General features: G+C 72.9%; 19 protein-coding genes. 8 read left to right on the forward strand and 11 right to left on the reverse strand.

Annotated elements, in window-relative coordinates; genetic code table 11:
• Window positions 1-394 precede the first annotated feature (394 nt).
• Window positions 395-1,774: a protein kinase domain-containing protein gene (locus ACLQ26_RS31210; protein WP_425747948.1), complete on the forward strand. Its 1,380-nt coding sequence runs from the start codon at window positions 395-397 to the stop codon at window positions 1,772-1,774.
• 103 nt (window positions 1,775-1,877) lie between these two features.
• Entirely contained in the window at window positions 1,878-3,140 is a 1,263-nt protein-coding gene (locus ACLQ26_RS31215; RefSeq protein WP_425747949.1) for a nucleotide sugar dehydrogenase, read from the forward strand.
• Window positions 3,141-3,234: 94 nt separating this feature from the next.
• Here ACLQ26_RS31215 and ACLQ26_RS31220 read toward each other — a convergent pair whose 3' ends face one another.
• The 4 genes from ACLQ26_RS31220 to ACLQ26_RS31235 form a co-directional block, all read right to left on the reverse strand.
• Window positions 3,235-5,718, reverse strand: coding sequence for an ABC transporter permease (locus ACLQ26_RS31220; protein ID WP_425747950.1), 2,484 nt, complete (start codon window positions 5,716-5,718; stop codon window positions 3,235-3,237).
• A 146-nt stretch (window positions 5,719-5,864) separates the two neighbouring features.
• Window positions 5,865-6,530, reverse strand: a complete 666-nt coding sequence (locus ACLQ26_RS31225) for a response regulator (protein ID WP_425747951.1) — start codon at window positions 6,528-6,530, stop codon at window positions 5,865-5,867.
• Entirely contained in the window at window positions 6,527-7,732 is a 1,206-nt protein-coding gene (locus ACLQ26_RS31230) for a sensor histidine kinase (RefSeq protein ID WP_425747952.1), read from the reverse strand. Before ACLQ26_RS31230 ends, ACLQ26_RS31225 begins: the two co-directional genes overlap by 4 nt.
• 43 nt (window positions 7,733-7,775) lie before the next feature.
• On the reverse strand, window positions 7,776-8,477 hold the full coding sequence (locus ACLQ26_RS31235) for a DUF305 domain-containing protein (protein WP_425747953.1): 702 nt from the start codon (window positions 8,475-8,477) through the stop codon (window positions 7,776-7,778).
• A gap of 139 nt (window positions 8,478-8,616) precedes the next feature.
• Here ACLQ26_RS31235 and ACLQ26_RS31240 point away from each other — a divergent pair, with 139 nt between their 5' ends.
• Both ACLQ26_RS31240 and ACLQ26_RS31245 read left to right on the forward strand, forming a co-directional pair.
• Complete coding sequence (locus ACLQ26_RS31240; RefSeq protein ID WP_425747954.1) at window positions 8,617-10,071, forward strand: LVIVD repeat-containing protein; 1,455 nt, start codon at window positions 8,617-8,619, stop codon at window positions 10,069-10,071.
• A 167-nt stretch (window positions 10,072-10,238) separates the two neighbouring features.
• Entirely contained in the window at window positions 10,239-11,465 is a 1,227-nt protein-coding gene (locus ACLQ26_RS31245; protein ID WP_425747955.1) for an SLC13 family permease, read from the forward strand.
• A gap of 6 nt (window positions 11,466-11,471) precedes the next feature.
• Here ACLQ26_RS31245 and ACLQ26_RS31250 read toward each other — a convergent pair whose 3' ends face one another.
• The gene (locus tag ACLQ26_RS31250) at window positions 11,472-11,948 is read right to left on the reverse strand and encodes a DUF1203 domain-containing protein (protein ID WP_425747956.1); all 477 of its coding nucleotides are present in this window, start codon (window positions 11,946-11,948) and stop codon (window positions 11,472-11,474) included.
• Window positions 11,949-12,097: 149 nt separating this feature from the next.
• Here ACLQ26_RS31250 and ACLQ26_RS31255 point away from each other — a divergent pair, with 149 nt between their 5' ends.
• The 4 genes from ACLQ26_RS31255 to ACLQ26_RS31270 all read left to right on the forward strand — a co-directional run bounded on the left by ACLQ26_RS31255 (window position 12,098) and on the right by ACLQ26_RS31270 (window position 14,960).
• On the forward strand, window positions 12,098-12,253 hold the full coding sequence (locus tag ACLQ26_RS31255; protein ID WP_266242711.1) for a lasso RiPP family leader peptide-containing protein: 156 nt from the start codon (window positions 12,098-12,100) through the stop codon (window positions 12,251-12,253).
• A gap of 28 nt (window positions 12,254-12,281) precedes the next feature.
• Complete coding sequence (locus tag ACLQ26_RS31260) at window positions 12,282-12,896, forward strand: ABC transporter ATP-binding protein (protein WP_425747957.1); 615 nt, start codon at window positions 12,282-12,284, stop codon at window positions 12,894-12,896.
• A complete protein-coding gene (locus tag ACLQ26_RS31265; RefSeq protein ID WP_425747958.1) occupies window positions 12,893-13,762 on the forward strand; it encodes an ABC transporter permease in 870 nt (289 codons plus the stop codon). The genes ACLQ26_RS31260 and ACLQ26_RS31265 overlap by 4 nt, the downstream gene beginning before the upstream one ends.
• A gap of 109 nt (window positions 13,763-13,871) precedes the next feature.
• Window positions 13,872-14,960 carry an asparagine synthase-related protein gene (locus tag ACLQ26_RS31270; RefSeq protein WP_425747959.1) on the forward strand — a complete coding sequence of 363 codons (1,089 nt, stop codon included), beginning with the start codon at window positions 13,872-13,874 and terminating at the stop codon, window positions 14,958-14,960.
• A gap of 39 nt (window positions 14,961-14,999) precedes the next feature.
• Here ACLQ26_RS31270 and ACLQ26_RS31275 read toward each other — a convergent pair whose 3' ends face one another.
• From ACLQ26_RS31275 to ACLQ26_RS31300, 6 genes are all read right to left on the reverse strand, one after another.
• On the reverse strand, window positions 15,000-15,926 hold the full coding sequence (locus ACLQ26_RS31275) for a nucleotidyltransferase family protein (RefSeq protein ID WP_425747960.1): 927 nt from the start codon (window positions 15,924-15,926) through the stop codon (window positions 15,000-15,002).
• Window positions 15,923-16,768, reverse strand: coding sequence for a hypothetical protein (locus ACLQ26_RS31280; RefSeq protein ID WP_425747961.1), 846 nt, complete (start codon window positions 16,766-16,768; stop codon window positions 15,923-15,925). Before ACLQ26_RS31280 ends, ACLQ26_RS31275 begins: the two co-directional genes overlap by 4 nt.
• 97 nt (window positions 16,769-16,865) lie before the next feature.
• Window positions 16,866-19,559 (reverse strand): fibronectin type III domain-containing protein, encoded by a 2,694-nt coding sequence (locus tag ACLQ26_RS31285; protein ID WP_425747963.1) that lies wholly within the window; start codon window positions 19,557-19,559, stop codon window positions 16,866-16,868.
• A 302-nt stretch (window positions 19,560-19,861) separates the two neighbouring features.
• On the reverse strand, window positions 19,862-20,692 hold the full coding sequence (locus ACLQ26_RS31290; RefSeq protein WP_425747964.1) for a MerR family transcriptional regulator: 831 nt from the start codon (window positions 20,690-20,692) through the stop codon (window positions 19,862-19,864).
• Window positions 20,693-20,747: 55 nt separating this feature from the next.
• Window positions 20,748-22,349 carry an asparagine synthetase B family protein gene (locus ACLQ26_RS31295; RefSeq protein ID WP_425747965.1) on the reverse strand — a complete coding sequence of 534 codons (1,602 nt, stop codon included), beginning with the start codon at window positions 22,347-22,349 and terminating at the stop codon, window positions 20,748-20,750.
• 4 nt (window positions 22,350-22,353) lie between these two features.
• A complete protein-coding gene (locus ACLQ26_RS31300) occupies window positions 22,354-23,322 on the reverse strand; it encodes a hypothetical protein (protein WP_425747966.1) in 969 nt (322 codons plus the stop codon).
• Window positions 23,323-23,373 lie beyond the last annotated feature (51 nt).

Genomic DNA, 23,373 nt, shown 5'->3' on the forward strand with positions numbered 1-23,373 from the left:
GCCCGTGTCCGGGCCGGCCGGGCGTCCGCGCCGGCGCGAGGGCTCTCGACGCGCGGCCCGCCGGACGGCTCCGAGCCGGGCTAACGGTAGGAGGCGGCCATCGGAGCGACAAGCCGGGATCGCGTCACGGAAGAGTGACAATTATCAAGCCGTCCGAACGGCGTGCCGCCGTAACAGGTGCGAAACACCTGACGCTCCCCGCGCCGGGACACGGACCGCGGCGGTTATCCGCCAAGCGTACGCCGGAATGTGTCGGGTTTTGTCACATGCTGCTGTCGCACCGTCACAGAGAGGCCGCGTCCATAAAGGTCAGACCGGACGGACCGGAGGGTACGACCACGTGGCCGATCAACCGCAGCGCGCCGTTGTCCGCCACTCTGGGTACGGTAATGCTGTGTTGTCATCGGAGGTCGTGCTCAGCGGGCGGTACCGCCTGGACGAACGTGTCGCCACCGGCGGCATGGGAGACGTCTGGCGTGCCTCGGACCTGGTCCTCGGCCGACAGGTCGCGGTAAAGGTCCTGCTGCCGGCACTGGTCTCCGACCCGGACTTCATCGCCCGCTTCCGGGCCGAGGCGCGGATCATGGCAGCTCTGCGGCACCCCGGCATCGTGCAGGTGTACGACTCCGGTGAGGACGACCTGCCCGACGGCGGCCGTGCGGACTATCTGGTCATGGAGTTCGTCGAGGGTGAGCCGCTGTCCAAGCGGATCGAGGCGGCCGGCCGACTCGACGTGGCCGAGACGATGTCGATCGTGGCCCAGGCGGCGCACGCGCTGGGCGCGGCGCACCGCGGCGGCATCGTGCACCGCGACGTCAAGCCCAGCAATCTGCTGGTCCAGGAGGACGGCACCGTCGTCCTTGTCGACTTCGGCGTCGCCCGTTCCACGAACGTGACAAGCATTACCAGCACCAACGCGGTGCCGGGCACCGCTCTCTACATGGCGCCCGAGCAGGCCGCGGGCCGTCCGGTAAGCGGCGCTACCGACATCTACGCGCTCGGCGCGGTCGCCTACTGCTGCCTCACCGGCGGTCCACCGTTCACCGGGGACAACCCCCTCCAGGTCGCCATCCGCCACCTGGACGACGAGCCGCCGGAGCTGCCGCACGACATGCCGGAGGCGGTCCGCGCCCTCGTGTCGCGGGCCCTCGCGAAGGATCCGCTGGATCGCTTCACCAGCGGCTCGGCGATGGCCGAGGCCGCCCGCACCGCGGTCACCGGTGGCGAGCCGCCGACCGCGATGGCGGCGGCGGTCCCCCTGCGCGAGGCAGGGTCGGGCACCCGCACCGACGCTCCGGTCGGCGCGGCGGTGGCGAGCCCGGCGGACGCCGGCCGGCTGCGACGGCGCGGGCCACTTGTCGGCGCGGCGGCCGCGATGCTTGTCGCCCTGATCGGCCTGGCGGCGGCATTGGGCGCGGCGCGCAACACCGGCGACGACGAGCCGGCCGTCCGGCTGCCAACGACCTCCGTGACGCCTGGCCCGACCCAGCAGGCGGAGTTGCCGGCGGCGAACGAGCAGGTCACCGACGACCCGCAGCGCCCCAACCGGCCGACCGCCCCGGACGCCACCGTGTCGGCGTCGACCACCGCCACGCCGAGCGTGCAGCCCTCCCAGTCGTCCACCCCGCCGTCGGCGACGCCGAACGCCACCACCGCGCCGCCGCCCAGCGACCCGCCGAAGAGCGATCCGCCGCCGAGCAACCCGCCGCCACCGTCCGACCCGGCCCCCAGCACGGGGGCGTCGACCGGTCCGGAGGACCCGGCGGGCGAGTGACCCGGCGCCCCACCAGCACCGATATCCCCAAAACGGACTTACGCCGCCGAAGACCCCTCTAGGCTCTCAGCAGGTCATTTCACCATCTGCCGCGGGAGCCCGGGTGAGCGCTGAGAAGCTGGTCGTGATCGGCCAGGGGTACGTCGGACTGCCGCTGGCCATGCGCGCCGTCGAGGCGGGCCTGGACGTCGTCGGCCTCGACGTCGACGCCGACCGGGTGAAGCGGCTCGCCTCCGGTGAGTCCTTCGTGGAGGACATCCCCACCGACCGGCTCGGCCGCGCGCTGGGCAGCGGTCGGTATCACCCCAGCACGGAGTACACCGACGCCGAGGGTTTCGACATCTGCGTCATCACGGTGCCCACCCCGCTGCGCGACGGCACCCCGGACCTGAGCTTCGTCGAGCAGGCGGGTGTCGGCATCGGCCCGTACGTGCGGCCGGACTGCACGGTGATCCTGGAGTCGACCACCTATCCGGGCACCACCGAGGAGCTGCTCCGACCGCTGCTGGAGTCGGCCAGCGGGCTGACCAGCCCCGGCGACTTCCACCTCGGCTACAGCCCGGAGCGGATCGACCCGGGCAACCCGACCTGGCGACTGGAGAACACCCCGAAGGTGGTGTCAGGTGTCGACTCGGTGTCGCTGGCCCGGGTGCAGGGGTTCTACCAGCGCCTCGTGGAGCGCACCGTCGCGGTGGACTCCACGAGGGTCGCCGAGCTGACAAAGCTGATCGAGAACACGTTCCGCCAGGTCAACATCGCGCTGATCAACGAGCTGACGATGCTCTCGCACCACCTGGACATCGACGTCTGGCAGGCGATCGACGCCGCCGAGACCAAGCCGTTCGGGTTCCTGCCGTTCCGGCCCGGCCCCGGCGTCGGCGGGCACTGCCTGCCGATCGACCCGTGCTACCTGTCCTGGCAGGTCAAGCGGCGTCTCGGCCGGCAGTTCCGGTTCATCGAGCTGGCCAACGACATCAACCACGAGATGCCCGAGCACGTGGCGCAGCGGATCATGGCGGGCCTGAACCGCGCCGGTCGGGCCGTGAGCGGCGCACGACTGCTGCTGCTCGGGCTCGCGTACAAGAAGAACACAGGCGACATGCGGGACTCCCCCGCCGTCGACGTGGCCCGCCGGTTGCAGGCCCTCGGCGCCGAGGTCCACGCGGTCGAGCCGTACGCGGAGGCCCACCAGATCCCCGCCGGGGTCACAGTCGTCGGGCTCACCGAGCGGGAGGTGCGGGCCGCGGACGCGGTGGTGGTGGTCACCGACCACGACAGCTTCGACTACGACCTGGTGGTCCGGCACGCCCGCTACGTCTTCGACACCCGTAACCGCTGCGTCGGCGAGATGGTGGAGCGCCTCTAGACCCGGCACCGCTGGCCGGTCCCGCCGCCGGGGTAGACGGCGGGGCCGGCCGGCGGATGTCCGCCCGGGGGCCGCGAGGCAGAACGGGCCGGGATCACGTGTCGGCGAGCGCCTCCACGACGGGCCTCGACAGCGCCCGGCGGGCCGGCAGCACCGAGGCGGCCAGGGCGGCCAGCACGGCCACGCCGAGGATCAGCCCGAGCTGGCCGAGCGGCAGCACCACGTGGAAGTCCCCACCGAGGCGGGCCAGCAGGGCCATCGCGGCGGCGCTGACGCCGGTGCCCAGTCCGATGCCGAGCACCGCGCCGACGAGCGCCATCAGGACCGCCTCCACCGCGAGCATGGCCCGCATCCGGGCCCGGGTCAGACCGACCGCCCGCAGCACCGCGTTCTCCCGGGTGCGCTCGACCACCGACAGGCTCAGCGTGTTCGCCACACCGACCAGGGCGATCACCACGGCCAGGCCGAGCAGCGCGGTGACGAAGGCCAGCAGCATGTCGACGGTGCCGGTGAGCATCTTCTTGTACGCCCCCTGGTCCATCAGGTTCACCGTCGGATAGCGGGCCAGCACGGTCTCGATCGCGGCGCGGGCCTGTTCGGCGCTGACGCCGCCGGCGGGGTCGATCTCGGCCAGGAAGCCCCGCTCGCGGGGAAAGAGCGCGGCGAAGTCCGCGTCGTCCAGGTCGATGACGTGCCCCTCGGGCACCGAGCCGGCGACCATGTCCGGCGCGTCGTCGGCGACGACCGCCGCCACCGTCAACGCCCGTCCCGCGACGGTGACCGGGGAGCCGACCTGCCAGCCGCGCGCCCGCGCCAACTCCCGGTGCACCAGGACCTGCCCCGGCCCGAGCCGTCCGACGTCCCCGGCCAGCACGGCGCTCAGCGTCCGACCGACAAGTGCCGGGTGGGCGGCCCGGACCTCGATGCCGCCGGTGACGATGCTGCGCTGTTCGTGCACCACACCCAGCTCGGGTCGCGCGGCCAACTCACCGGCGAGCGTGGCGGGCAGGTTCTGACCGATGCCGCTGACCACGAAGTCCGTCCCGATCTCGGCGTCGACGCTGCGTTCGATGCCGTCCTTGGTGCTGCGCGCGCCGACCACGAACGCCGACACCAGTCCGATCCCGATCACCAGGGCGGTCGCCGTGGCGGCGATCCGGCGCGGATTGCGGACCGCGTTCGCCACCGCCAGGCCGGCGGTCATCCCGAACAGCCGGCGGGCCGGCCACCCGATCACCCGGACCAGCGCCGGGACGAGCACCGGCCCGAACAGCACGATCCCGAAGAACGCCAACACGCCGCCGACGGCCACGAGCAGCACCTGACCGGCGCTGGCGGCACCGGCGAGGGCCGCGACGCCCGCGCCGAGCACCACCGCGCCGAAGATCAGGCGCAGCCGGCCGGCGCCCCGGCTGGGCTGCACCGCCGCGTCGGTGAGCGCGGCCACCGGGGCGACCCGGGTACCGCGCCAGGCGGGCAGCAGGGCGGACGCCACGGTGAGCACGGTGCCGACGAGCAGGCTGGTCAACACCGTCGAGCCGGCGACGGTCAGCCCACCGGAGAACGGCACCTCCAGCTGGGACATCAGCAGCCGCATGCCGGCGGCGAGGGCCACCCCGAGCAGCACCCCCAGCACGGAGGCGACGAACCCGACAAGCGCGGACTCCAGCACTGCGGCCCGGAAGACCTGTCCACGGGTGGCACCCACCAGGCGCAGTAGCGCGGTCCGTCGGGTGCGCTGCGCCAGCACGATCGCGAAGGTGTTGGCGATCACGAAGCCGGCCACCACCACCGCGACCCCGACGAAGATGAGCAGCAGCATCATGAACTGGTTCAGGTTGCGGACCGCCTCGTCGACGGCGTCGTCGAGGATCTGCTGACGGTCCTTCACGGTGGTGCCGGTGCCGGCGACGGCCCGCACCCGGTCGACCAACACGGCTTCGGAGGTGCCCGGCCGGGCCGCCACCATGATCCGGCCGTACCCGCGCATGTCGGCGACCGCGAGCGCGTCCGGCCCGACGAGGCCGATGAACGGCCCGCCGATGTCGCGGACCGTGCCGGCCACGTCGACGGTGCCGACCAGGGTGTACGGGCGGGCCGCTCCACCGGTGCCGCCGATCTGGACCGGGGCGCCGAGGCTGAAGCCCTCCTCGGCCACCGTGGGCGCGTCGAGCACCACCTCGCCCGCGCGGTCGGGCAGGCGGCCGGCGACCACGTCGTACGAGCGCAGGGCGGGCTCGGTGGGGATGGCGGCGAGCACGGCGTAGCCGAGCACCGGCCGGCCGTCGGCGCCGAGAAGTCCGCCGGTGGCGGTCAGCTCCCCGGCTGCGGCGGCCACGCCGTCGACGGCGCGGACCCGATCGACGAGGCTGGCCGGCAGCGCCTTGTCGCCGCTGGGGTAGACGCCGAGGTCGGTGTGCCTGTCGAAGGTGCCGGCCCGGTCGTACGCGCCGGCGCGCATGCCGTCGACGAAGATCAGGGTGCCGGCGATGAACGCGACGCCGAGCACGACGGCCAGCGCGGAGAGCAGCATGCGCAGCGCCTCGGCGCGCAGCGAGCGCAGGGTCAATCGGATCATGTGCGGGCTCCCGGTGCAGGTGCGGATCGGACCCCTCCGACGCTATGGCCGGTCCACCGGGATTGATCTCCACCTGCGCGCTCGACGCGTGTACGCCCGAGGTAGCGCCCGATCCGCCGGCCGTACGACCCGGGTCGTACGGCGTGTCACCGGCCGGGCGTGACCAGGCCGCTCTCGTACGCCAGCACGACCGCCTGGACCCGGTCGCGCAGGTGCAACTTCGCCAGGATCCGCCCGACGTGGGTCTTCACCGTGGCCTCGGCCACGTGCACCTTGGCGGCGATCTCGGCGTTGGACAGGCCCTGCGCGACCAGCAGCAGCACCTCCCGCTCCCGCTCGGTGAGCTGGGCCAGTCGGGGGTCGGCGGTCGGGCCGGCGCCGAGCTGACCGGCGAAGCGGTCCAGCAGCCGCCGCGTGATCGACGGGGCGACGACCGAGTCGCCGGCCGCCACGACCCGGATCGCCTCGATCAGCTCCTCCGGCGGCACGTTCTTGAGCAGGAAGCCGCTGGCACCGGCCTGGAGCGCGGCGAACGCGTCCGCCTCGGTGTCGAAGGTGGTCAGCACCAGCACCCGGGGCGGGCCGGACGGCCGGTCGGCGCAGAGCCGGCGGGTCGCCTCCACACCGTCCATGGTCGGCATCCGGATGTCCATCACCACCACGTCGGCCTCGATGCGGGCCAGCACCCGCAGGGCGTCCGCGCCGTCGATGGCCTCCCCGACCACCTCCAGGTCGGGCTGCGAGCTCAGCACCATCCGGAACCCGGCGCGCACCAGCGCCTGGTCGTCCACGATCACCACCCGGACCGTCATGCCGCGATCACCTCCGTTGCGGGTTCCGACGGTAGCGGTAGCCGGACCTCGACCTGCCAACCCCCGGTCGCCTGAGCGCCGGCGGTGAGGCTGCCGTCGTACACCGTCACCCGCTCGCGCATGCCGAGCAGACCGTGACCGCCCGACGGCGCCGGGCTGACCACGGGGCGGCCCCGGCCGTCGTCGGCGACCCGGACCACGACGGCGTCGGCGCCGTACGCCAGGGTGACGTCGACGGCGGCCCCGACGCCCGCGTGTTTGAGCGCGTTGGTGAGCGCCTCCTGCACGACGCGGTAGACCGTCAGCTCCAGGCCGGGCGGCAGGGTCGGCGTCTCGCCGGTGGTGGTGTCGTGGATGCGCAGGCCGGCGGCGCGGAAGCGGGCCAGCAGGTCGGGCAGCTCGGCGAGAGCCAGCCGCCGGTGCTCCGGGTCGGCGGCCACCACCGATCCGGCGGAGGGACCGGCGTCGCGCAGGACGCCGACCAGCCGGCGCATCTCCTCCAGGGCCGCGCGGCCGGTGTCGGCGACCACCTTCACGGCGGTACGGGCCTGCTCGGGGTCACGGTCGAGCATGAACCGCGCCCCGTCCGCCTGGACGATCATGACGGCCATGCTGTGCGCCACCACGTCGTGCAGCTCGCGGGCGATGCGGGTGCGCTCCTCGGCGACCGCGGCCCGGGACTCGGCCTCCCGCTCGCGTTCCAGGGTGGTGGCGCGCTCCTCCAGGGTGAGCACGTAGAGCCGACGGGTCCGCACGTTCAGCGCGACGAGCCAGACCGCGCCGGTGACAAGCGCGTACCACAGCGCGGTCGCCCACCAGGCGCCGACGCCGGGGGTCTGCGCGGCGGCGAGCAGCACGCCCACGGCGGCGACCGCGCCGGCCAGCACGCCGTCGCGCAGGCGCTCGCCGTACTTCACCACGCTGTAGAGCGCGATGAGGACGGCGACGTCGTAGGGGAGCGGGCCCCACCGGGCGATCACCTGGACCAACGCCAGCGCCGCGACCACCACTGTCACCGCGCTCGGATGGGTGCGGCGCAACAGCAGCACCACCGCCATTGCCGCGCCGACACCTGTGGAAGCCCAGCCACCCGGCTGGTTCACCGCCGCGGTGAGGCTGAAGAGCACGACCACGCCGGAGACGGCCACGTCGAAGGCGACGCCGCGCAGGGGGCGGCCGAACAGCGTGCGTCTCACGGTCACCCAGCGTACGTGTCGTGGCTGGTGGTGGCCGGGCGGCAGTCGGTCAGGGCGGGGTCAGCTCGCGCAGGCGGGCGATCTCGATGGCCTGTTCGGTGGCGAGCGAGGTGGCCAGCTCGTTGAGGGTCGCGTCGACGCCTACCGACAGCAGGTCGGTGGCCATGGTGACGGCCCCCTGGTGGTGGTCGGTCATCATCGCGATGAAGAGCCTGTCGAACTCGACCCCTCGGGCTGCGGTCAGCCGCTTCATCGCCTCGGGTGACTGCATCCCCCGCATCCCGGCGTGGTCGTGGCCGGGTGCCGTCTCGGGCAGCCCGCGGCTGGCGAGCCAGCTGCGCAGGACCTTGATCTCCGGGCCCTGGCCGGCGCGGATCCGGTCGGCGTAGGCGCGGAGCCGGGGATCGGCCGCGCGCTCCTGGGCGAGCGTGCTCATCTCCAGCGCCTGCTGGTGGTGCGGGATCATCATCTGGACGTAGATCGTGTCCAGGCCGTTGTGGCGGGGCGGGGTGTCGTCGCGCAACTCCTGGGCGGACCGGGCGACGGCGGGCTCGCCGGGGCGGCCCGGCACGAGCACCGGCGGGGGCGGGGGGCCGGTGGGGCCGGCCGCCGTCGGGCTGGGCGACGCCGAGCGGGCCGAGGCGGCCGGGCGGCCGGGGTCACCGGTGGCCCGGACGGCCAGCACCGCCAGCACCACAATGAGGGCCGCCGTTATGACGACGGCCAGTAACCGACCACGTCGGACGGTCATGCCGTACCCCCCTCAGGTCGAGGTCGCAGCGATCCTATCCATTGACGAGTCGGCGCAGATGTGACCCGGGTCACATCGATGATCTCCGAGGGTCGGTAAGGTACCGACCATCGCCATCCCCTTTCGAAGGGCGCCGCCGATGATCCGATTGGCCACCGCACGGCTCCGACAACTCCGCATCGTCAGCCTGGCCGCAACAGGTCTGCTGCTGACAAGCGTCGCCGTGGCGACGCCGAGCAGCGCCCAGGAGGCCGCGCCAGCGGCGGCACCACAGGCCGCCGCGAGCGACATCCCGGGCGTCGACGAGATCCGCAGCAGCCCCAACCTGCGGCAGATCGCCAACCTCCCCAAGCAGGCGCCGTTCGACACGACGGCCGCACTCAACAGCGACATGGCGTTCCAGGGCAAGTACGCCTTCGCGGGCAACTACAACGGGTTCGTCGTCTACGACATCTCCCGGCCCAGCGCCCCGAAGATCACGGCGCAGGTGTCCTGCCCGGGCTCGCAGAACGACATCTCCGTCTACGGCGACCTGCTGTTCGTCTCCACCGACTCGTCGCGCAGTGACGACTCGTGCGCGAGCGTCGCCCAGCCCGCCTCGGTGAAGGAGTCGTGGGAGGGCATCAAGGTCTTCGACATCAGCGACAAGGCCAACCCGCGCTACATCAAGTCGGTGGAGACCGCCTGCGGGTCGCACACCCACACGCTGGTGCCGGGCAAGGACCGCAAGAACGTCTACCTGTACGTCTCGTCGTACAGCCCGCGGGCCGAGTTCCCCGACTGCCAGCCGCCGCACGACTCCATCTCCATCGTCAAGGTGCCGGTGAAGAAGCCGACCCAGGCGGCTGTCATCTCGACGCCGAACCTCTTCCCGGACGGCGGTTTCCCGGGCAGCGAGACCGGCTCGGCGACCGCCGGCTGCCACGACATCACCGCGTACCCGGCGAAGGACCTGGCCGCCGGCGCCTGCATGGGTGACGGCATCCTGCTCGACATCAAGAACCGCGAAGCGCCCCGGGTGATCACCCAGGTCCGGGACACGGTCAACTTCGCCTTCTGGCACTCGGCCACCTTCAACAACGCCGGCACCAAGGTCGTCTTCACCGACGAGCTGGGCGGCGGCGGGGCGGCCACCTGCAACGAGACCGTCGGCCCCAACCGTGGGGCGGACGCCATCTACGACATCACCGGTCGCGGTGACGCCCGGACGTTGGCGTTCCGCAGCTACTACAAGATCCCCCGGACGAACGCCGAGACCGAGAACTGCGTGGCGCACAACGGCTCGCTGATCCCGGTGCTCGGCCGGGACATCATGGTGCAGGCGTGGTACCAGGGCGGCATCTCCGTCTGGGACTTCACCGACTCGCGCCAACCCAAGGAGATCGCGTACTGGGAGCGCGGCCCGCTCTCCGCCACCGAGCCCATCACCGGCGGCGCGTGGTCGACGTACTACTACAACGGCAACATCTACTCCAACGACATCCAGAAGGGCCTGGACGTTCTGGAGCTGAACGACTGGCGGACCTGGACGGCCAACCTGGTCCGGTTCAACGAGCTGAACGTGCAGACCCAGCCCGGTTACCTGAGCTGGTAGCACCGACCGCGCGATCCGGGCCCGGCCTCTCGTCGAGGGGCCGGGCCCGGCCACGTCCGCCGGGTGAACCAGGCCCCGCGCGCCGATCGGGGGTGCCACGGTGGGGCCGGTCACCTCAGCGGGGGTTGGCAGCCGGCTGACCGAACTCTGTGCGACCGTGGTCAGCTGTGAAGTCTGCCGCTGGCGCGCCGCCGGCCCCGCCCGAGCCGACCGCGCGCTGGCGTCCCCATCCGCTCGACGTGGTGGCGGTCGTCCTCGCGGTGGCCGGTGCGGCCTGCGCGCTGAGCGGGCTGCTGCCCCGCGCCGAGACCACTGCCACCCTGCACCGCATCCTGCCGCTGCTGCTCTTCCTCGGCACCGTGATCGTGCTGGCCGAGCTGACCGCCGTGGCGGGCGTCTTCGACGTGCTGGCCAGCCGGCTGGCCATCGCCTCCCGGGGCCGCTGGGCGGCGCTGTTCCTGCTCTGTGGTGGCCTCGCCACGGTCACCACCCTCGTGCTCAACCTCGACACCACTGCCGTGCTGCTCACCCCGGTGCTGCTCGCGCTGGCCCGCGGCCTGCGCGTCCCGGCCGGGCCGCTCGCAGTCACCACGGTCTGGCTGGCGAACACCGCCAGCCTGCTGCTGCCGGTGTCCAACCTGACGAACCTGCTGGCCGCCGACCGGGTCGGGCTCACTCCACTGGCGTACGCCGAGCGGATGGCACTGCCGCAGCTCGCCGCCGTGACGGTGACCATGGTGCTGCTCTGGTACGCCTGGTGGCGGCGCGAACGGCCGGCCGCCGGACGCTTCGTCCCGCCGGCACCGCACGTGCCGGCCGACCCGGTGCTGCACCGCACCGCGCTGGCCGGTTGCCTGCTCTTCGTCGCCGGGATCCTCGCCGGGGTGGAGATCGGGCTCGCTTCCAGCGTCGCGCTCGCGCTGGTGCTGCTCGGCTTCGTGGTCCGCTCCCCCACGACGCTGCGCGCCGGGTTGGTGCCCGTACGGCTGCTGCTCTTCGTCGTCGGCCTGTTCCTGGTGGTGCAGACCCTCGGCCGGCACGGACTGGACGACCTGGTCGCCGATCTGGTCGGCGCGGACGGCGGGGCGGCCGGCGCGCTGCGGGCCGGCGGCACCGGAGCGCTGTTGGCCAACGCGGTGAACAACCTGCCGGCGTACCTGGCCGGTGAGGCGGTGCTGCCCAGTGCCGACCACACCCGCCTGCTGGCCCTGCTGATCGGCACGAACGTCGGCCCGCTTGCCGCGCCGTGGGCGTCGCTGGCCACCCTGCTGTGGTTCGAGCGGTGCCGGGCGGCCGGCGTGGCGGTGCCGGTGCGACGGTTCGTGCTGACCAGCACCCTGCTCGCCGTCGTCGGCACGCTCGCCGCGGTCGGCGCGCTGCTGCTGGTGAGCTGACGGTCGTCAGCCGGCGGCCCGCTCCACCACGAACATGAAGCAGCCGTAGACCACGTTGCGGCTGTGCAGCTGGCGCACCCGGGGGTCGGCGAACAGCTCCGCGATCACCGTCTCCGGGTCGGTGCCGTCGTGCAGCCGGCCACCGCAGATCCGTCCCTCCCTGTCGTACGCCCGCAGGACCTGGGGACGTCCCCGCCAGGCCGGCGGGTGGCCGCCGCCGTGGTCCGGGCCGGGGCAGGCGGCGGCGTGCGCGAAGACCGGCCCGATCTCCCGGTACGGGTCGGCGTCGATCGGCGGGGCGTACCCGAACAGCAGCAGCGCCTCGCCCGCCTGGGCGTCTCGCAGGCAACAGCGCAGCGGTTCCCCGCCGCCGGCAAGGCACGCTTCGACCCGATGACCGCCGGCGTCGCGGCCGGTGCGACGGACGAGGTCGAGCGCCGTGGCCGGCACGGCGTGGACGCGGAAGGTGGCGGTGGTCGTCATGCGTCAAGCCTTCTCCGCTGGCGGCGACGATGCTGGCGGCGATCGGACCTGGCGTTGGCGCGCGATTTCCGCCGTGTCGTCGTGTTCTCGCCATACCGTGCCGAATGACCGTTTATCCTGGTCAGGACCCATACGAGTAGGGAGAACCCATGACAGCGCACCGCGAGCTGGAGACCACCGAGACGGCCGTGCCGGACTACCGGCCGCCGACGATCCGGCGCCTCGGCACCCTCGCCGAGCTGACCAAGGGCGGCACGGTGGGCCCGGACGACGGCCTGGGCGGCGGGGGCGACGGCTCGCTCTGAGCGGTCCCCACCAGTGGGAACACCGCCGATGCTGTCCGTCCGCCGGGCCCAGCGCCGGTTCGGCCGTCGGGTGATCTTCACGGACCTCGACCTCGACGTGTCGGCGGGCGCCCGCGTCTTTCTGGGCGGCAGCAACGGATCCGGCAAGACCACGCTGCTGCGGTGCCTGTCCGGCACGCTGACCCTCAGCGCCGGACAGGCCACCGTCGGCGGCCACCCCGTCGGGTCGCTGCCCGCGAGACGTCTGACAGGTGTGTGTCTCGCCCCGGAGCAGGGCCTGTACGAGAAACTGTCGGCGCGGGAGAACCTGGCTCTCGTCGCCCGGCTCCGACTGCCCCGGCGGGCCGTCGCCCCGGCCGTCGCCGACCTTGAGCAGGAACTCGACCTGACCGGCTACGCCACCGTCCCGGTGGAGCGCTGTTCGGCGGGAATGCGGGCCCGGGTGAGCATCGCGCGGGCCCTCGTCGGCGCGCCCGCCCTGCTGCTGCTCGACGAGCCCAGCCGGTCGCTCGACGATCCCTCCCGGCTGCTGCTGTGGCAGGCGCTGGACCGGCGACCCGAGCTGAGCTGCGTGATCGCCTCGCACCACGTCGACGACCGACGCCGGTGCCAGTCCGCCCTGACACTCGCGGCGGCGGCATGACCCCGACCGCCGCGACCGCCGCCCGCGCCACCGGCCGCCGGGTGGGCAGAGCCGGCAGGGCGGGTGGGGCCACCGCGGTGGGCATGGTCCTCGCGCTGGTCCGTCGCGACCTCGGCGACCCGCGTCAGTTCCGGCTGCCGCTGCTGCTGGACGTCGCCTTCGGCGTCGTGAACCTGGTCGTCTTCCTGTTCATCTCAAGGGTGCTGACGCCGGCCACCGGCACCGACCTGACCCGCTCGCCCAGCTACTTCGACTTCGTGGCGGTCGGCATCACCTTCCTGCTCGTCCTGCAGGCCGCGAGCACCCAACTGACCGGTCGGGTGATCCGGGAACAGCGCAGTGGAACCCTGGAGCTGCTGGCGGCGCAACCCGTCCCGGTTTCCGCGCTGGCCATCGGGACCGCGGGCTACCCGTTCCTGTTCGTGCTGCTGCGCTCCGGCGTCTACCTGGCGATCCTGGCCACGGTGCTCGGTCTACGCACGGAGCACGCCGACTGGTGGGGTGTGACTGTGGTGCTGGTCGCCGGCAGCGCGGCCATGATGGGCGTCGGTATCGGGCTGGCGGCGTTCACCATCGCGGTCGGGCACGGTGACGGCGCCGCCCGGCTCGTCGTCGTCGGGCTGTCCTTCGTGTCCGGCACGTACTTTCCGGTGTCCGAGCTTCCCGGCCCGCTGCCGGAGGTGACCGCGGTGCTGCCCAGCCGGATCGCCCTGGACGGCCTGCGCGCCGCCCTCACCGGCGGTCACTGGGCCGGTTCGGCGGCCGCGCTGCTGGTGGCCACCGCCCTGCTGCTGCCGTCGGCGAGCTGGGCCTTCGGCCGGGCGCTGCGCGTCGCCGCTCGCCGGGGCACCCTGAAACGCGATTGAGGTGACAGTGCTCCGTCCGACCTCGTTCGACATCTCCACCGGAACGGTGCTGGGTGTCGCCCCGCCACGTCGGCCCACGCCTACCGGCTCGCCATTGCCGCGTCCACCCATGCCCACCGGTCCGTCGGACCCGCTCGGCGCGCTCGACGCCGCCGTACTACCCGGCCTGGCCCGACCGCCGTGCGTGATCAGCTTCTCCGGCGGGTTGGACTCGTCGCTGGTCCTGGCGGTCGCCGTCCGGGCCGCCCGCCGGGAGGGCCTGCCCGACCCGATCCCGGTCACCTGGCGGTTCGCCGGGGCGCCCCGGGCCAACGAGTCCGACTGGCAGGAACGGGTGATCCGGGCGCTGCGTCTGGACGGCTCCTGGCAGATCCTGCGGGCCGACGACGAGCTGGATCTGGTGGGGCCTGTCGCCCGCCGGCTGCTGCGCCGCTACGGGGTGGTCCATCCGGTCAACCTGCACCTGCACCTGCCCCTCGCCGAGCTGGCCGCCGGCGGTTCGCTGCTCACCGGCGGTGGCGGGGACCAGATCCTGGCCGGGTGGCGTCGCCCTCCGGCGACCTCTCTGCGCGCCCGGCTGTGGTGGCTGCGGCACGACCTGCGGACTCGGCAGGGGCCGGTGGAGCAGTTCGGGTGGCTTCGCCCCGAGGTGGCCCGCGAGGTGCAGCGGGCGCACCGGGCCGAGGAGCGCGCCGAACCGCGCCGGCTGCGGCACCGGATCGCCTGGCACGCCCGCCGTCGAGACCTGCTGCTGACCTGCGCGGCACTGTCCAGGATGGCCGGCGATCACCAGGCCGCGGCGATCCAGCCTCTGCTCGACGAGGGGTTCCTGGCCGCGGTGGCGCACTGCGGCGGCGATCGGCGCGGGGTGGGGCGGGACGCGCTGCTCGCGGAGATCGTCGGGGACGCCCTGCCGGCCGAGGTCATCGCGCCGCGCCGCAAGGCACGGTTCAGTGCGGTGTTCCTCCGGGAGCCGACGCGGGAGTTCGTCAGGTCGTGGGACGGCACCGGTGCCGACACCGACCTGGTGGATCCGGACCGGCTGCGGGACCTGTGGTCGCGCTGGCCGATTCCCGGCGGCACGGCCAGCCTGGTGCAACAGCTCTGGCTGGCCGCGTACCCCGCCGAGCGGGCGGGCGGCGCCAGGCCCGCGGGCCCACCGACGGGGTCCGACACCGGCGTGGAGATGCGGCCGTGACGCAGGAGGCCGGCACCGGGCGGGATCGGCCGGGCACGGTCAGCCGCGGTTGCGGCGTCGGGCCTCGCGCACCTCTCCCAGCGTGGCCGGGAGCCGACCGGCGTTGCGGGCCAGTCGGGTGAGGTGCGCCGCCAGCAGCCCGACCCGGCCGCGCCGGGCCAGCGGGCTGGCGTGACGCATCGACGCCGACGTCGGAAACAGTCGCGGCCCGAGGTGCCGCAACCTGCCGCTCAGCGTGGGCAGCTCGGCGAGCTGGGCCAGCGCCACCGCACCGGGAGATGCCCGGTGGGCGCGCAGCCACCGCGCCGCCGAGCGGTGCCCGGGCAGGGAGAGCGTGGCGGCCAGGGCGGCGCCGGCCGGGGTCAGGCGCAGGCCGAGCGCGAACGACGCGACCGCCCCGGTCCGCTCGGCGAGGTCGGCCGCCGCCCGCCAGATCTCGGCGGGTAAGACCTCCACGGCCCGCGCCAGATCGGCGCGCGGCCGGTCGGACAACCCCGGTGCGGCGGCGTGCAGCGCCACCAGCAGGGCCGCTCCCGCCTCGTCGGGTACGGCGATCGTGCCGCCGGCCAGCGCGATGCGCTCCGCCGAGGCGGACAGCACCGCCCAGAGCGCGTCGGGATCGTCCACGCCGTGGAAGCCGCGATGCAGGTCGACGGTGAGGGACAGTGGGCCGGGCAGCAGCCACGGCCGCTCGTACCAGTGCGACCGGTGGTCGGGTCGCCCCTCGGGGAGGGCGCTGCGGCAGCCGAGGTTCGCCAGCGCCGCCTGCGCCCGGTCGAACGACTCCGGGGCGACCAGCAGGTCGACGTCGGTGTAGACGCGGTGCCGCTCCTGGCCCAGCCGGCGGGCCAGCCCCGCGCCCTTGAGCAGGACGGCGTCGACGCCGCGCTCGGCCAGTGCCGCGCTGACGGTCACGGCTGCCGCGTCGAGGCTCAGACAGCGCACCGCCTGCGGCAGGGCGGTCATCGGGCCGACCCCACGGCTCGGTTGGCGGCGATCGTCTCGGCGAGCAGCCGGTGGGTGGCGTCGAGGGCGGCCCAGTCGCGGGGCCGGGTCAGGTCCCATCCCGGCAGGGCCGCGATCGACAACAGTGCCTCCGGGTCGGACGGCAACTCGCCGAACGACCGCAGGCCGGCGAGCCGGGTCAGCAGGACGGTCTGCGGCAGCCGGGTCAGGCCCACCGTCGCGCCCCAGCGCAGGAACAGCCAGCCACCGAGGGGAACGTGAGGCGCGATCGGGGCCAGCCCGACCCGCAGGCGGTCGCCGGCACGCACCCGCCGGCTGGGCAACGTCACCCCCGGCACGGGTTGTCGCAGGTCGACGCAGCGCGGGCCGGCGAACGCGGCGACGCCGTCGGTCACCAGGATGTCGTCGGTCAGCACCGGCACACCCCGCGCGGCCAGGGCCGCGAGCAGGCTGCTCTTGCCTGCGGTACGCGGGCCGAGCACCGCCCAGGCGCGACCGGCCAGAACGAAGGCACCACTGTGGAAGGCCTCCCGCCCGGCCCACCTGTTGACAGTGGTAGCCACCGGCGCGAGGTAGGGGTGGGCCAGCACGTCCGGGGTGAGCGGCGGCCCGTAGAAGGTGGCGGTGCCGTGCTCCCGGTCGACGGCGAGGGTACGCCCGTCCGCGAGGACCCTCGTGCCCCGCCTGTCGTCCAGCGGCACCGGCGGTGGTGGGGGTGTGTCGTATTGGCTGACCTGCACCGCGGGCCAGTCCAGGGCGGCGTCGTCGGCCGGTGGGAGGTCGGCGACCTCGTCCAACCCGTGCACCCGCAGCCCGTACGCCGCTCGGCCGGATGTGGGCATGGTTCCCCCGTTCATGCGCTGGTCAACGACCTTTGGCGTGCGACGGTGCGGGTGACGCTCGTGGTGACGCGCCACCCGCACCCTCATCTTTTGAACGTCAGCGCAGCGTGCCGCGCTCGACTGTCAACTTCTGCGACTCCTTCAGCCGCTTGGCTTCCGCCGCGCGCTGCTTGGCCGCCTTCTCGCCCTTCGCCGACGCCGCGACAGTGGGGACGACGCCCCCGCCGAGCGCGTCGACGTCGTACGCCAGCCACCACGATCCGGGTGTGTCCACCGCCAGGGTCAGCGCGATGTGGATCGACGCGCCCGGCGCGAGCCCACCCAGGTCGATGGGGATCGTCAGGGTGGTGCCCAGCCCACCACCCGGCGGGCTGGTGGCCGGCGTGTCCATGGACAGGTTGCGCACCAGCAACGTCCGGCCGTCGCTGATGGTGACCGAGGTGGTCGCGTTGGTCGGGTTGACCAAACGCAGGTTGGAGTGCACCTGCGGCGACGACCCACCGGGGTACGGTGCGCCGTTCTCCGCGCTCAGCGACGTGATCCGGATGCGGGCCTGGGTGATCGGCGCGGACGACCTGTTGGTTAGCGTCCGCCGGATCACCAGGCTGTTCGCGGTGCGGACCCGGTTCGGCACGGCCGACACGGCCACGTTCGGATCGAACAGCGTCGACTGCACGGCCGCGTTCTGCTGGTAGGTGCCCAGCGTGTTCTGCGGTGAGGGACTACCGAGTGTGGACGGCACCCCGTTGATCGGCCCGATCACCGTGGCGACCAGCCGGAAGTCGGCCACGTTGTTGGCGGTGTCCTTCAGGTTGCCCCCGATGCGCAGACGGTTCCAGGCGAAGGGAACGAACGGCGGCGAGTTGAAGGCGGGCAGGGGCGGGCCCTCGGAGAAGCCCGCCGTCGACCCGGCCCGGTCGGTGACCGTGTGCGCCGCGTCCGGTGCGACAAGCCGGAAACCGCCCTGACCGAGGCTGGGGACGATGAGGTCGGGTTGGATGTTGAACAGGGAGTAGTTGGTGGCCGCGATCAGGTAGCCCCGCTTGGGCGGCAGCGGCCGCGCGCTGCCCGGGATGGTGATGGACAGTCCGCCGGGCGCCTCGACCTTGAACCCGGCGATCGGCAGGTTGATCGCCGTGCCGTTCACGATCGAGACGAACTGGTCGGCGATGCCGCTGATGCCGGACTGCGCGAACTGGTCGATGACCAGCTGGCGCGGTGCGGCCGAGACCTCGATGGCGACCTCGTTGGACACCGCCTCGCCCAGGGGGCCGGTCCCGTCGTACTGCGCTCGGAACTGGTTGTGACCGAACGCCGGCACGTAGACCTGGAAGGTGGCCACATTCAGGTTCAGCGGGAAGGTGCCCAGTGGGGTCTCCACCCCGTTGGGCAGCTCGTCGATGAGGGTGACGCTGCCCTCGGCGACGCCGGGGCCGACAATGACCTGGAACTGCACCGAGCTGCCGAAGTTGATGGCATTGGTGGACACGCTCAGCGTGGCCACGCTCTTGGGCTGGATCAGGATCCGGATCGCCCGGTTGGCGGCGAAGCCGTTGGCGTCGGTCACCCGGACCGTCGACGGGTACGCGCCGACAGTTGTCGGCCGGCCGGACAGCAGGCCGGTCGTCGGTTCGAGGGTCAGGCCGGGCGGAAGCGTCCCGGAGGGCAGGGACCAGGTGAACGGCCCGGTGCCGCCGATCACGTTGAGCTGCTCGGAGTAGGGCGCGTCGACCTCACCGAGTGGCGGCGCCGGGAAGCTCAGGATCGGCGCCTTGTTGACCACCAGGGTGATCAGCCTGGTGCCGGTCTCGCCGTCCGCGTCGACGACCCGGATCACCACCGGGTAGACGCCCGCGGTGGTCGGCACGCCGGAGATGCCGTTGGTGACGGGATTGAGCGAGATGCCGGGCGGCAGGGTGCCCGAGTCGACGCTCCAGGTGTAGGGCGGCACGCCGTGCGTGATGTTCAGGGTGGCGGTGTACGCGATGCCGACCGTCGCGTCGTTCGGGTGGTCGAACAGCAGCGTCGGCGAGACGTTGGCGATCACCTCGTCCGAAAGGACGGACTCGGGGCCGACGCCCTCGGCGGTGCGGGCCGCCACCGTGAACCGGTAGGCGGTGGTGGGGAACAGGCCGGTGACCGTGTTGGTGGTGGACGCCCCGAAGGTCTGGGCCGGCTGCCGTACGCCGTTGACCCAGGGGGTGACGATGTAGTTGGTGATCGGTGACCCGCCGTTCGGGCCGGGCTTCCAGCTAATCAGTGCCGTGGCGGTGTCGGCGGTGACCGCGATGATGGTCGGCGCGCCCGGCAACGCCATGATCTTGGCGCCCTTGGACGCCCTGCTGGCCGGGCCGGTGCCCTCGGCGTTCTTCGCGGCGACGGTGAAGGTGTAGGTGCCCTTGGCGGTCAGCCCCTCGACCTTCTGGCTGGTCTTCGACGCGTCGAAGGTCGCCGTCTTGACCTTCTTGGCGTTGCGGTAGGCGGTGACCACGTAGCCGGTGAGGGCGGCGCCGTGGTCGGCGGGCGCCTTCCAGTGCACGGTCGCGGTGCCCGCCCGCCAGGACGCGGTGGGCGTCGCCGGCGCGGCAGGTGGTTGCGCCGGTGCGGCTGCCACGGCCACCCGCTCCAGGGCGGCGGCCGGCGCGGTGACCGGGGCGGCCGCGGCTGTCGGTGTACGACTCGGGGCACGGGCAGAGGCCGCCGTGGGGGCGACCAGCAGGCTGACGAGCAGCGCCAGGATGGCGGCGCACGCGGTGACGACCCGTGGACGGGCGCGGAGCAGTGGGGACATCGATGTTCTCCCTCTCCGGGGGACGAGGACCGCAACGGATGGAGGAAGAAGGCGGGCGACCGGGACTGTCCACGGTGGCCGCTCGCCTGGTGCCCCCGGCCGCAGGGCGACTGGTAGAAACACGATCCGCCGCTCGCGAAACGACTTTCGCGTATTGATCGACGCATCTATTGTGGTTCTAGCAGTTTTCCCAGGTCAGAGGCCATGTGCGCTGCGGGAAACCGTCCCCCTGAACGCACAGCCTGTCCGGAACCCGACTGCCGTCGCGTCCTTTTGCCGAGGACGCGACGGCAGCGCGACGCTCAGGCGCGGTCGACGGTGAGCTGGAGTTCGGTGACGCCCTGCTCCGGCGCGTCCTGGCAATATTCCAGGTACACCTCGCGGGCGAATCCGTCGGTGCGGTAACCGTTCTCCTCGATCCACCGGGCGAGCACCTCGATGCTCTGCTCGACGTCGTCCATGTCGCCATGGTGGACGATCGTCGCGGCAGTGCCCACCGCCGGCAGGTCCCGTACCGCCAGGTCGTGAAGTGCCAGAACGCCGGTGCCGACGGTCACTCCGGCGTGCACGACGACCGCGTCGCCGTCGCCGTCGGCGGCGGGCTCGTACCAGGCGATGGCCGGGCCCGTCGGGGTGATCCCGGCCTCGGCCAGCCGGCGGAACAGCTCCGGGTAGAGCGGCTGGATCACCGGGCCGATGTCCTGGCTCGCATAGCTGGGCGCGACGGCCGTCACCTCCGCGACGCGCACCGGCGCGATCTCCTTGAGTACGACGTCCTGGGTGGTCATCCGACCCTCCGATTCGATCATCCGGAGCCTCGCCTCGACTGCCGCGAGCCGGGCGGTGTCGGCGGCCAGTTGTGCCGCGAGCTGGCTGCGCCTCAACCGCAGCATGCCCCGCAGCTCGGCCACGTCGACGGCGTCGTCCAGGATCGCCCGCACCTGGTCCAGGGTGAGACCCAGGTCCTTGAGGGCGATCACCCGGTTGAGCCGACGCAGCTGGTCCGCCCGATAGAAGCGGTAGCCGGTGTGCGCGTCGACGTCGGCCGGCCGGAGCAGGCCGATGCTGTCGTAGTGGCGCAGCATCCGCACCGACACACGGCCCAGTCGGGCGAAGTCTCCGATGGTGAACATGGTCCCCTCACGCTCGTCCCTGACACGGTGTCAGAGTCAAGCGGCCGGTGGGTGCTCAGGCGACGGGTGAGCGGCGGGGCGGGCGGGGTCCGACCAGTCGGCGAACCATCGGCGCGGCGTTCCACTTCGCCGCCCCGACCAGGTCGCGGGCGTGTTCCAGGACCGTGTAGTCGGGCCGGTTCATCCCGTCGGCGATGGCCCGGTCCAGGTCGTTGCCGCAGCGGCTGAGCACTGTGTCGAAATCCCGGCGGACCGGTTCCAGCAGGTCGTAGCCGAACGACCTGTGCATCCGGGCGAACAGCGGCTTGTAGAGCCGGACCCGTTCGTGCAGCCCGGTGGAGTACGACATGGGGTTCTTCGGCCGGCGCAGGACGTAGTCGGGCAGCACGTCGGCGAACGCCCGCCGCACGATCCACTTCTCCTGGCCGTCGCGTACCTTCAGATCCAGGGGCAGACGCATCGCCAACTCCACCACGCTGAGGTCGAGGAACGGCACCCGCGCCTCCACCCCGTGTGCCATGGCGGTCCGGTCGACCCGCTGCAACTCCGTACGGCACAGGTTGCGGATGCGGTGCAGGAACAGGCGGCGCGACGCGATCGGGTCGACCTGGCGGTACATGGGGTATCCGCCGAACAGCTCGTCGGAGCCGTCGCCGGTGAGCACCACCTTGACGCCCAGGTCGCGCAGTCGCCGGAAGATCGGCACCGAGACGACGGCGTTGATGATGTCGCCGTACTCGGTCAGCTCGGAGATCCGGATGGCCTCGCGCACGTCGGCCAGCCGGATGTCGCGCGGACGCAGCTCGACCACCACGTGCGGCACGTCGAGGTCGGCGGCGAGCCGCCGCGCGTACGCCACGTCGGGGCTGTCCGGGACACCGACGGTCACGGCTACGCAGTCCGGGTGGATGTCGCGCACCTGCCGCAGCGTCAACGAGCTGTCCAGCCCGCCGGAGAGCACCACCCCGACGGTCAGGTCGGTCTCCACCCGCATTCGGATGGCGTCGGTCAGGGCGGCCCGGACGAGCAGTGTGGCCTCGTCCGGGTCGTCGATGACCGGCAGACCCGCGCCGATGGTGAGCAGGTCGACGTACGGGCGCAGCCGCACCGGCCCGTCCGGCTCGGCCCAGCCGTGGTGTCCGGGTGGCACCTCGGCGACCGGGGCGTGGTGGCCGACGAGCGCCTTCACCTCGGAGGCGAGGTACAGGCAGCCGGGTCGCCGGGACCAGTAGAGCGGCTTCACCCCGAGCGGGTCCCGGGCCAGGTACGCCCGGCCGGTGGCGCGTTCCACGATCGCGAAGGCGTACTCGCCGCGCAGCCGCGTCACCGCCGACTCGCCCCACTGTTGGAACGCGGCCAGCAGCACCTCGGTGTCGCTGTCGGTGCGGAACGCCTGCCCGAGCCGGGTGAGCTGCGCGCGCAGCTCCCGGTGGTTGAAGATCTCGCCGTTGAAGCAGAGCAGCCAGCGCTCGTCGGTCGAGGTCCAGGGCTGCACCGCCCGGTCCCGGTCGACGACGCGCAGTCGTCGGGTGCCGGCGAGCAGCCCGTTCTCGGAGCGGGTCTCGGTGACCTCGCCACGTGGGGCGAGGACGGCGAGCATCCGCCGGAAGGTCGCCGGGTCGGCTTCGGGGCCGAGGCTCAACGCGATGCCGCACACGGGTTCAGACCCCCATCTCGGCCTCGTATGCCCGGCGCAGACGACGCCGGGCGCCGGGCGCGAGACACAGGTGCCACGCCTGTCCCTCGTCGATCACGTTCAGCTCGCCGGCGTCCTGGCGGGCCAGCAGCAGCTCCGCGAGCGTGTCGCGGGCACCGAACCGCTCGAACCAGGCCAGCTCGACGTCCGCCGAGTAGCCGAGGCAGTGCCCGCTGGGCAGCATCGCGGCGTAGCCCAGGCGACGCAGCCGGTACTGGTGTTCGGTGCTGCGGACGAGGCTTGTCACCCACAGCGGCGGGGTGGCCGGTGGCGCGGCGGCGGCGAACTCCCGGCCAAGCTCGTTGAGCAGGGCCACCACCTCCCGGCGGGCACGACGGAACAGCAGCCCGGCGGTGTGCGGGCTCGCGTCGGGGCGCAGTCGCCGACGCAGTCCGCGCGCGGCGCGGCCCAGGAGGGTGGCGGGTTGCTGCTGGTACCGGAAGCGCAGCAGATCCCGACGGCGTAGCCACTCCAGGTCGACGAGGTCCGTGCTGCCGTTGACCTGGTCGTCGGTGACGAAGATCGGGGCGTTCTGCCACCACAGCACGTCGATGCGGGAGAGCAGGTAGATCCGGACCAGCGCGGTGAGGTCCCGGGCGGAGGTGCGGTCGTTCGGCTGGTAGCGGGCCATCTCCAGCAGTAACGTCTCGCGCGCGCCGAGCAGGCCCTGCGGGGTGGCGTCGAGCACGGCCGCCAGGGCCGGCTCGCGCAGCCGTTCGTCGATGAGCACCTGGCGGGCCCGTGTGCTGGTGGCGTCGGCCAGCGCGCCCACCTCGACCAGCAGGTCGGCCACGGCCGCGCGGTAGGCGGCGAGGTCGGGCGGGGCGGTGGGCGGCCGGCGGGCGGCGGTGCTGGGCGGCCTGCGGCGGGCGGGGGCGGTGGGCGACGCGGGCGGTCCGGGCTGCTGGCCCGGACTACGGCTGGGCACTCGCATGACGGGGTCCCTTCTCCGGTCACGGCGCTGGGTATATCGCCCTGAACACAC

Origin of the sequence: Micromonospora sp. DT43 (assembly GCF_049841645.1) — a bacterium.
In the GTDB taxonomy this organism is placed as follows: domain Bacteria; phylum Actinomycetota; class Actinomycetes; order Mycobacteriales; family Micromonosporaceae; genus Micromonospora.

Excerpts from the sequence above, each read along its gene's own strand:
- ACLQ26_RS31290 (WP_425747964.1), bottom strand. The coding sequence starts at position 20,692 with ATGTTCACCATCGGAGACTTCGCCCGACTGGGCCGTGTGTCGGTGCGG.
- ACLQ26_RS31225 (WP_425747951.1), bottom strand. The coding sequence starts at position 6,530 with ATGACGGTCCGGGTGGTGATCGTGGACGACCAGGCGCTGGTGCGCGCC.
- ACLQ26_RS31285 (WP_425747963.1), bottom strand. The coding sequence starts at position 19,559 with ATGTCCCCACTGCTCCGCGCCCGTCCACGGGTCGTCACCGCGTGCGCC.
- ACLQ26_RS31260 (WP_425747957.1), top strand. The coding sequence starts at position 12,282 with ATGCTGTCCGTCCGCCGGGCCCAGCGCCGGTTCGGCCGTCGGGTGATC.
- ACLQ26_RS31240 (WP_425747954.1), top strand. The coding sequence starts at position 8,617 with ATGATCCGATTGGCCACCGCACGGCTCCGACAACTCCGCATCGTCAGC.
- ACLQ26_RS31275 (WP_425747960.1), bottom strand. The coding sequence starts at position 15,926 with ATGACCGCCCTGCCGCAGGCGGTGCGCTGTCTGAGCCTCGACGCGGCA.
- ACLQ26_RS31280 (WP_425747961.1), bottom strand. The coding sequence starts at position 16,768 with ATGCCCACATCCGGCCGAGCGGCGTACGGGCTGCGGGTGCACGGGTTG.
- ACLQ26_RS31300 (WP_425747966.1), bottom strand. The coding sequence starts at position 23,322 with ATGCGAGTGCCCAGCCGTAGTCCGGGCCAGCAGCCCGGACCGCCCGCG.
- ACLQ26_RS31270 (WP_425747959.1), top strand. The coding sequence starts at position 13,872 with ATGCCCACCGGTCCGTCGGACCCGCTCGGCGCGCTCGACGCCGCCGTA.
- ACLQ26_RS31235 (WP_425747953.1), bottom strand. The coding sequence starts at position 8,477 with ATGACCGTCCGACGTGGTCGGTTACTGGCCGTCGTCATAACGGCGGCC.
- ACLQ26_RS31255 (WP_266242711.1), top strand. The coding sequence starts at position 12,098 with ATGACAGCGCACCGCGAGCTGGAGACCACCGAGACGGCCGTGCCGGAC.
- ACLQ26_RS31265 (WP_425747958.1), top strand. The coding sequence starts at position 12,893 with ATGACCCCGACCGCCGCGACCGCCGCCCGCGCCACCGGCCGCCGGGTG.
- ACLQ26_RS31220 (WP_425747950.1), bottom strand. The coding sequence starts at position 5,718 with ATGATCCGATTGACCCTGCGCTCGCTGCGCGCCGAGGCGCTGCGCATG.
- ACLQ26_RS31250 (WP_425747956.1), bottom strand. The coding sequence starts at position 11,948 with ATGACGACCACCGCCACCTTCCGCGTCCACGCCGTGCCGGCCACGGCG.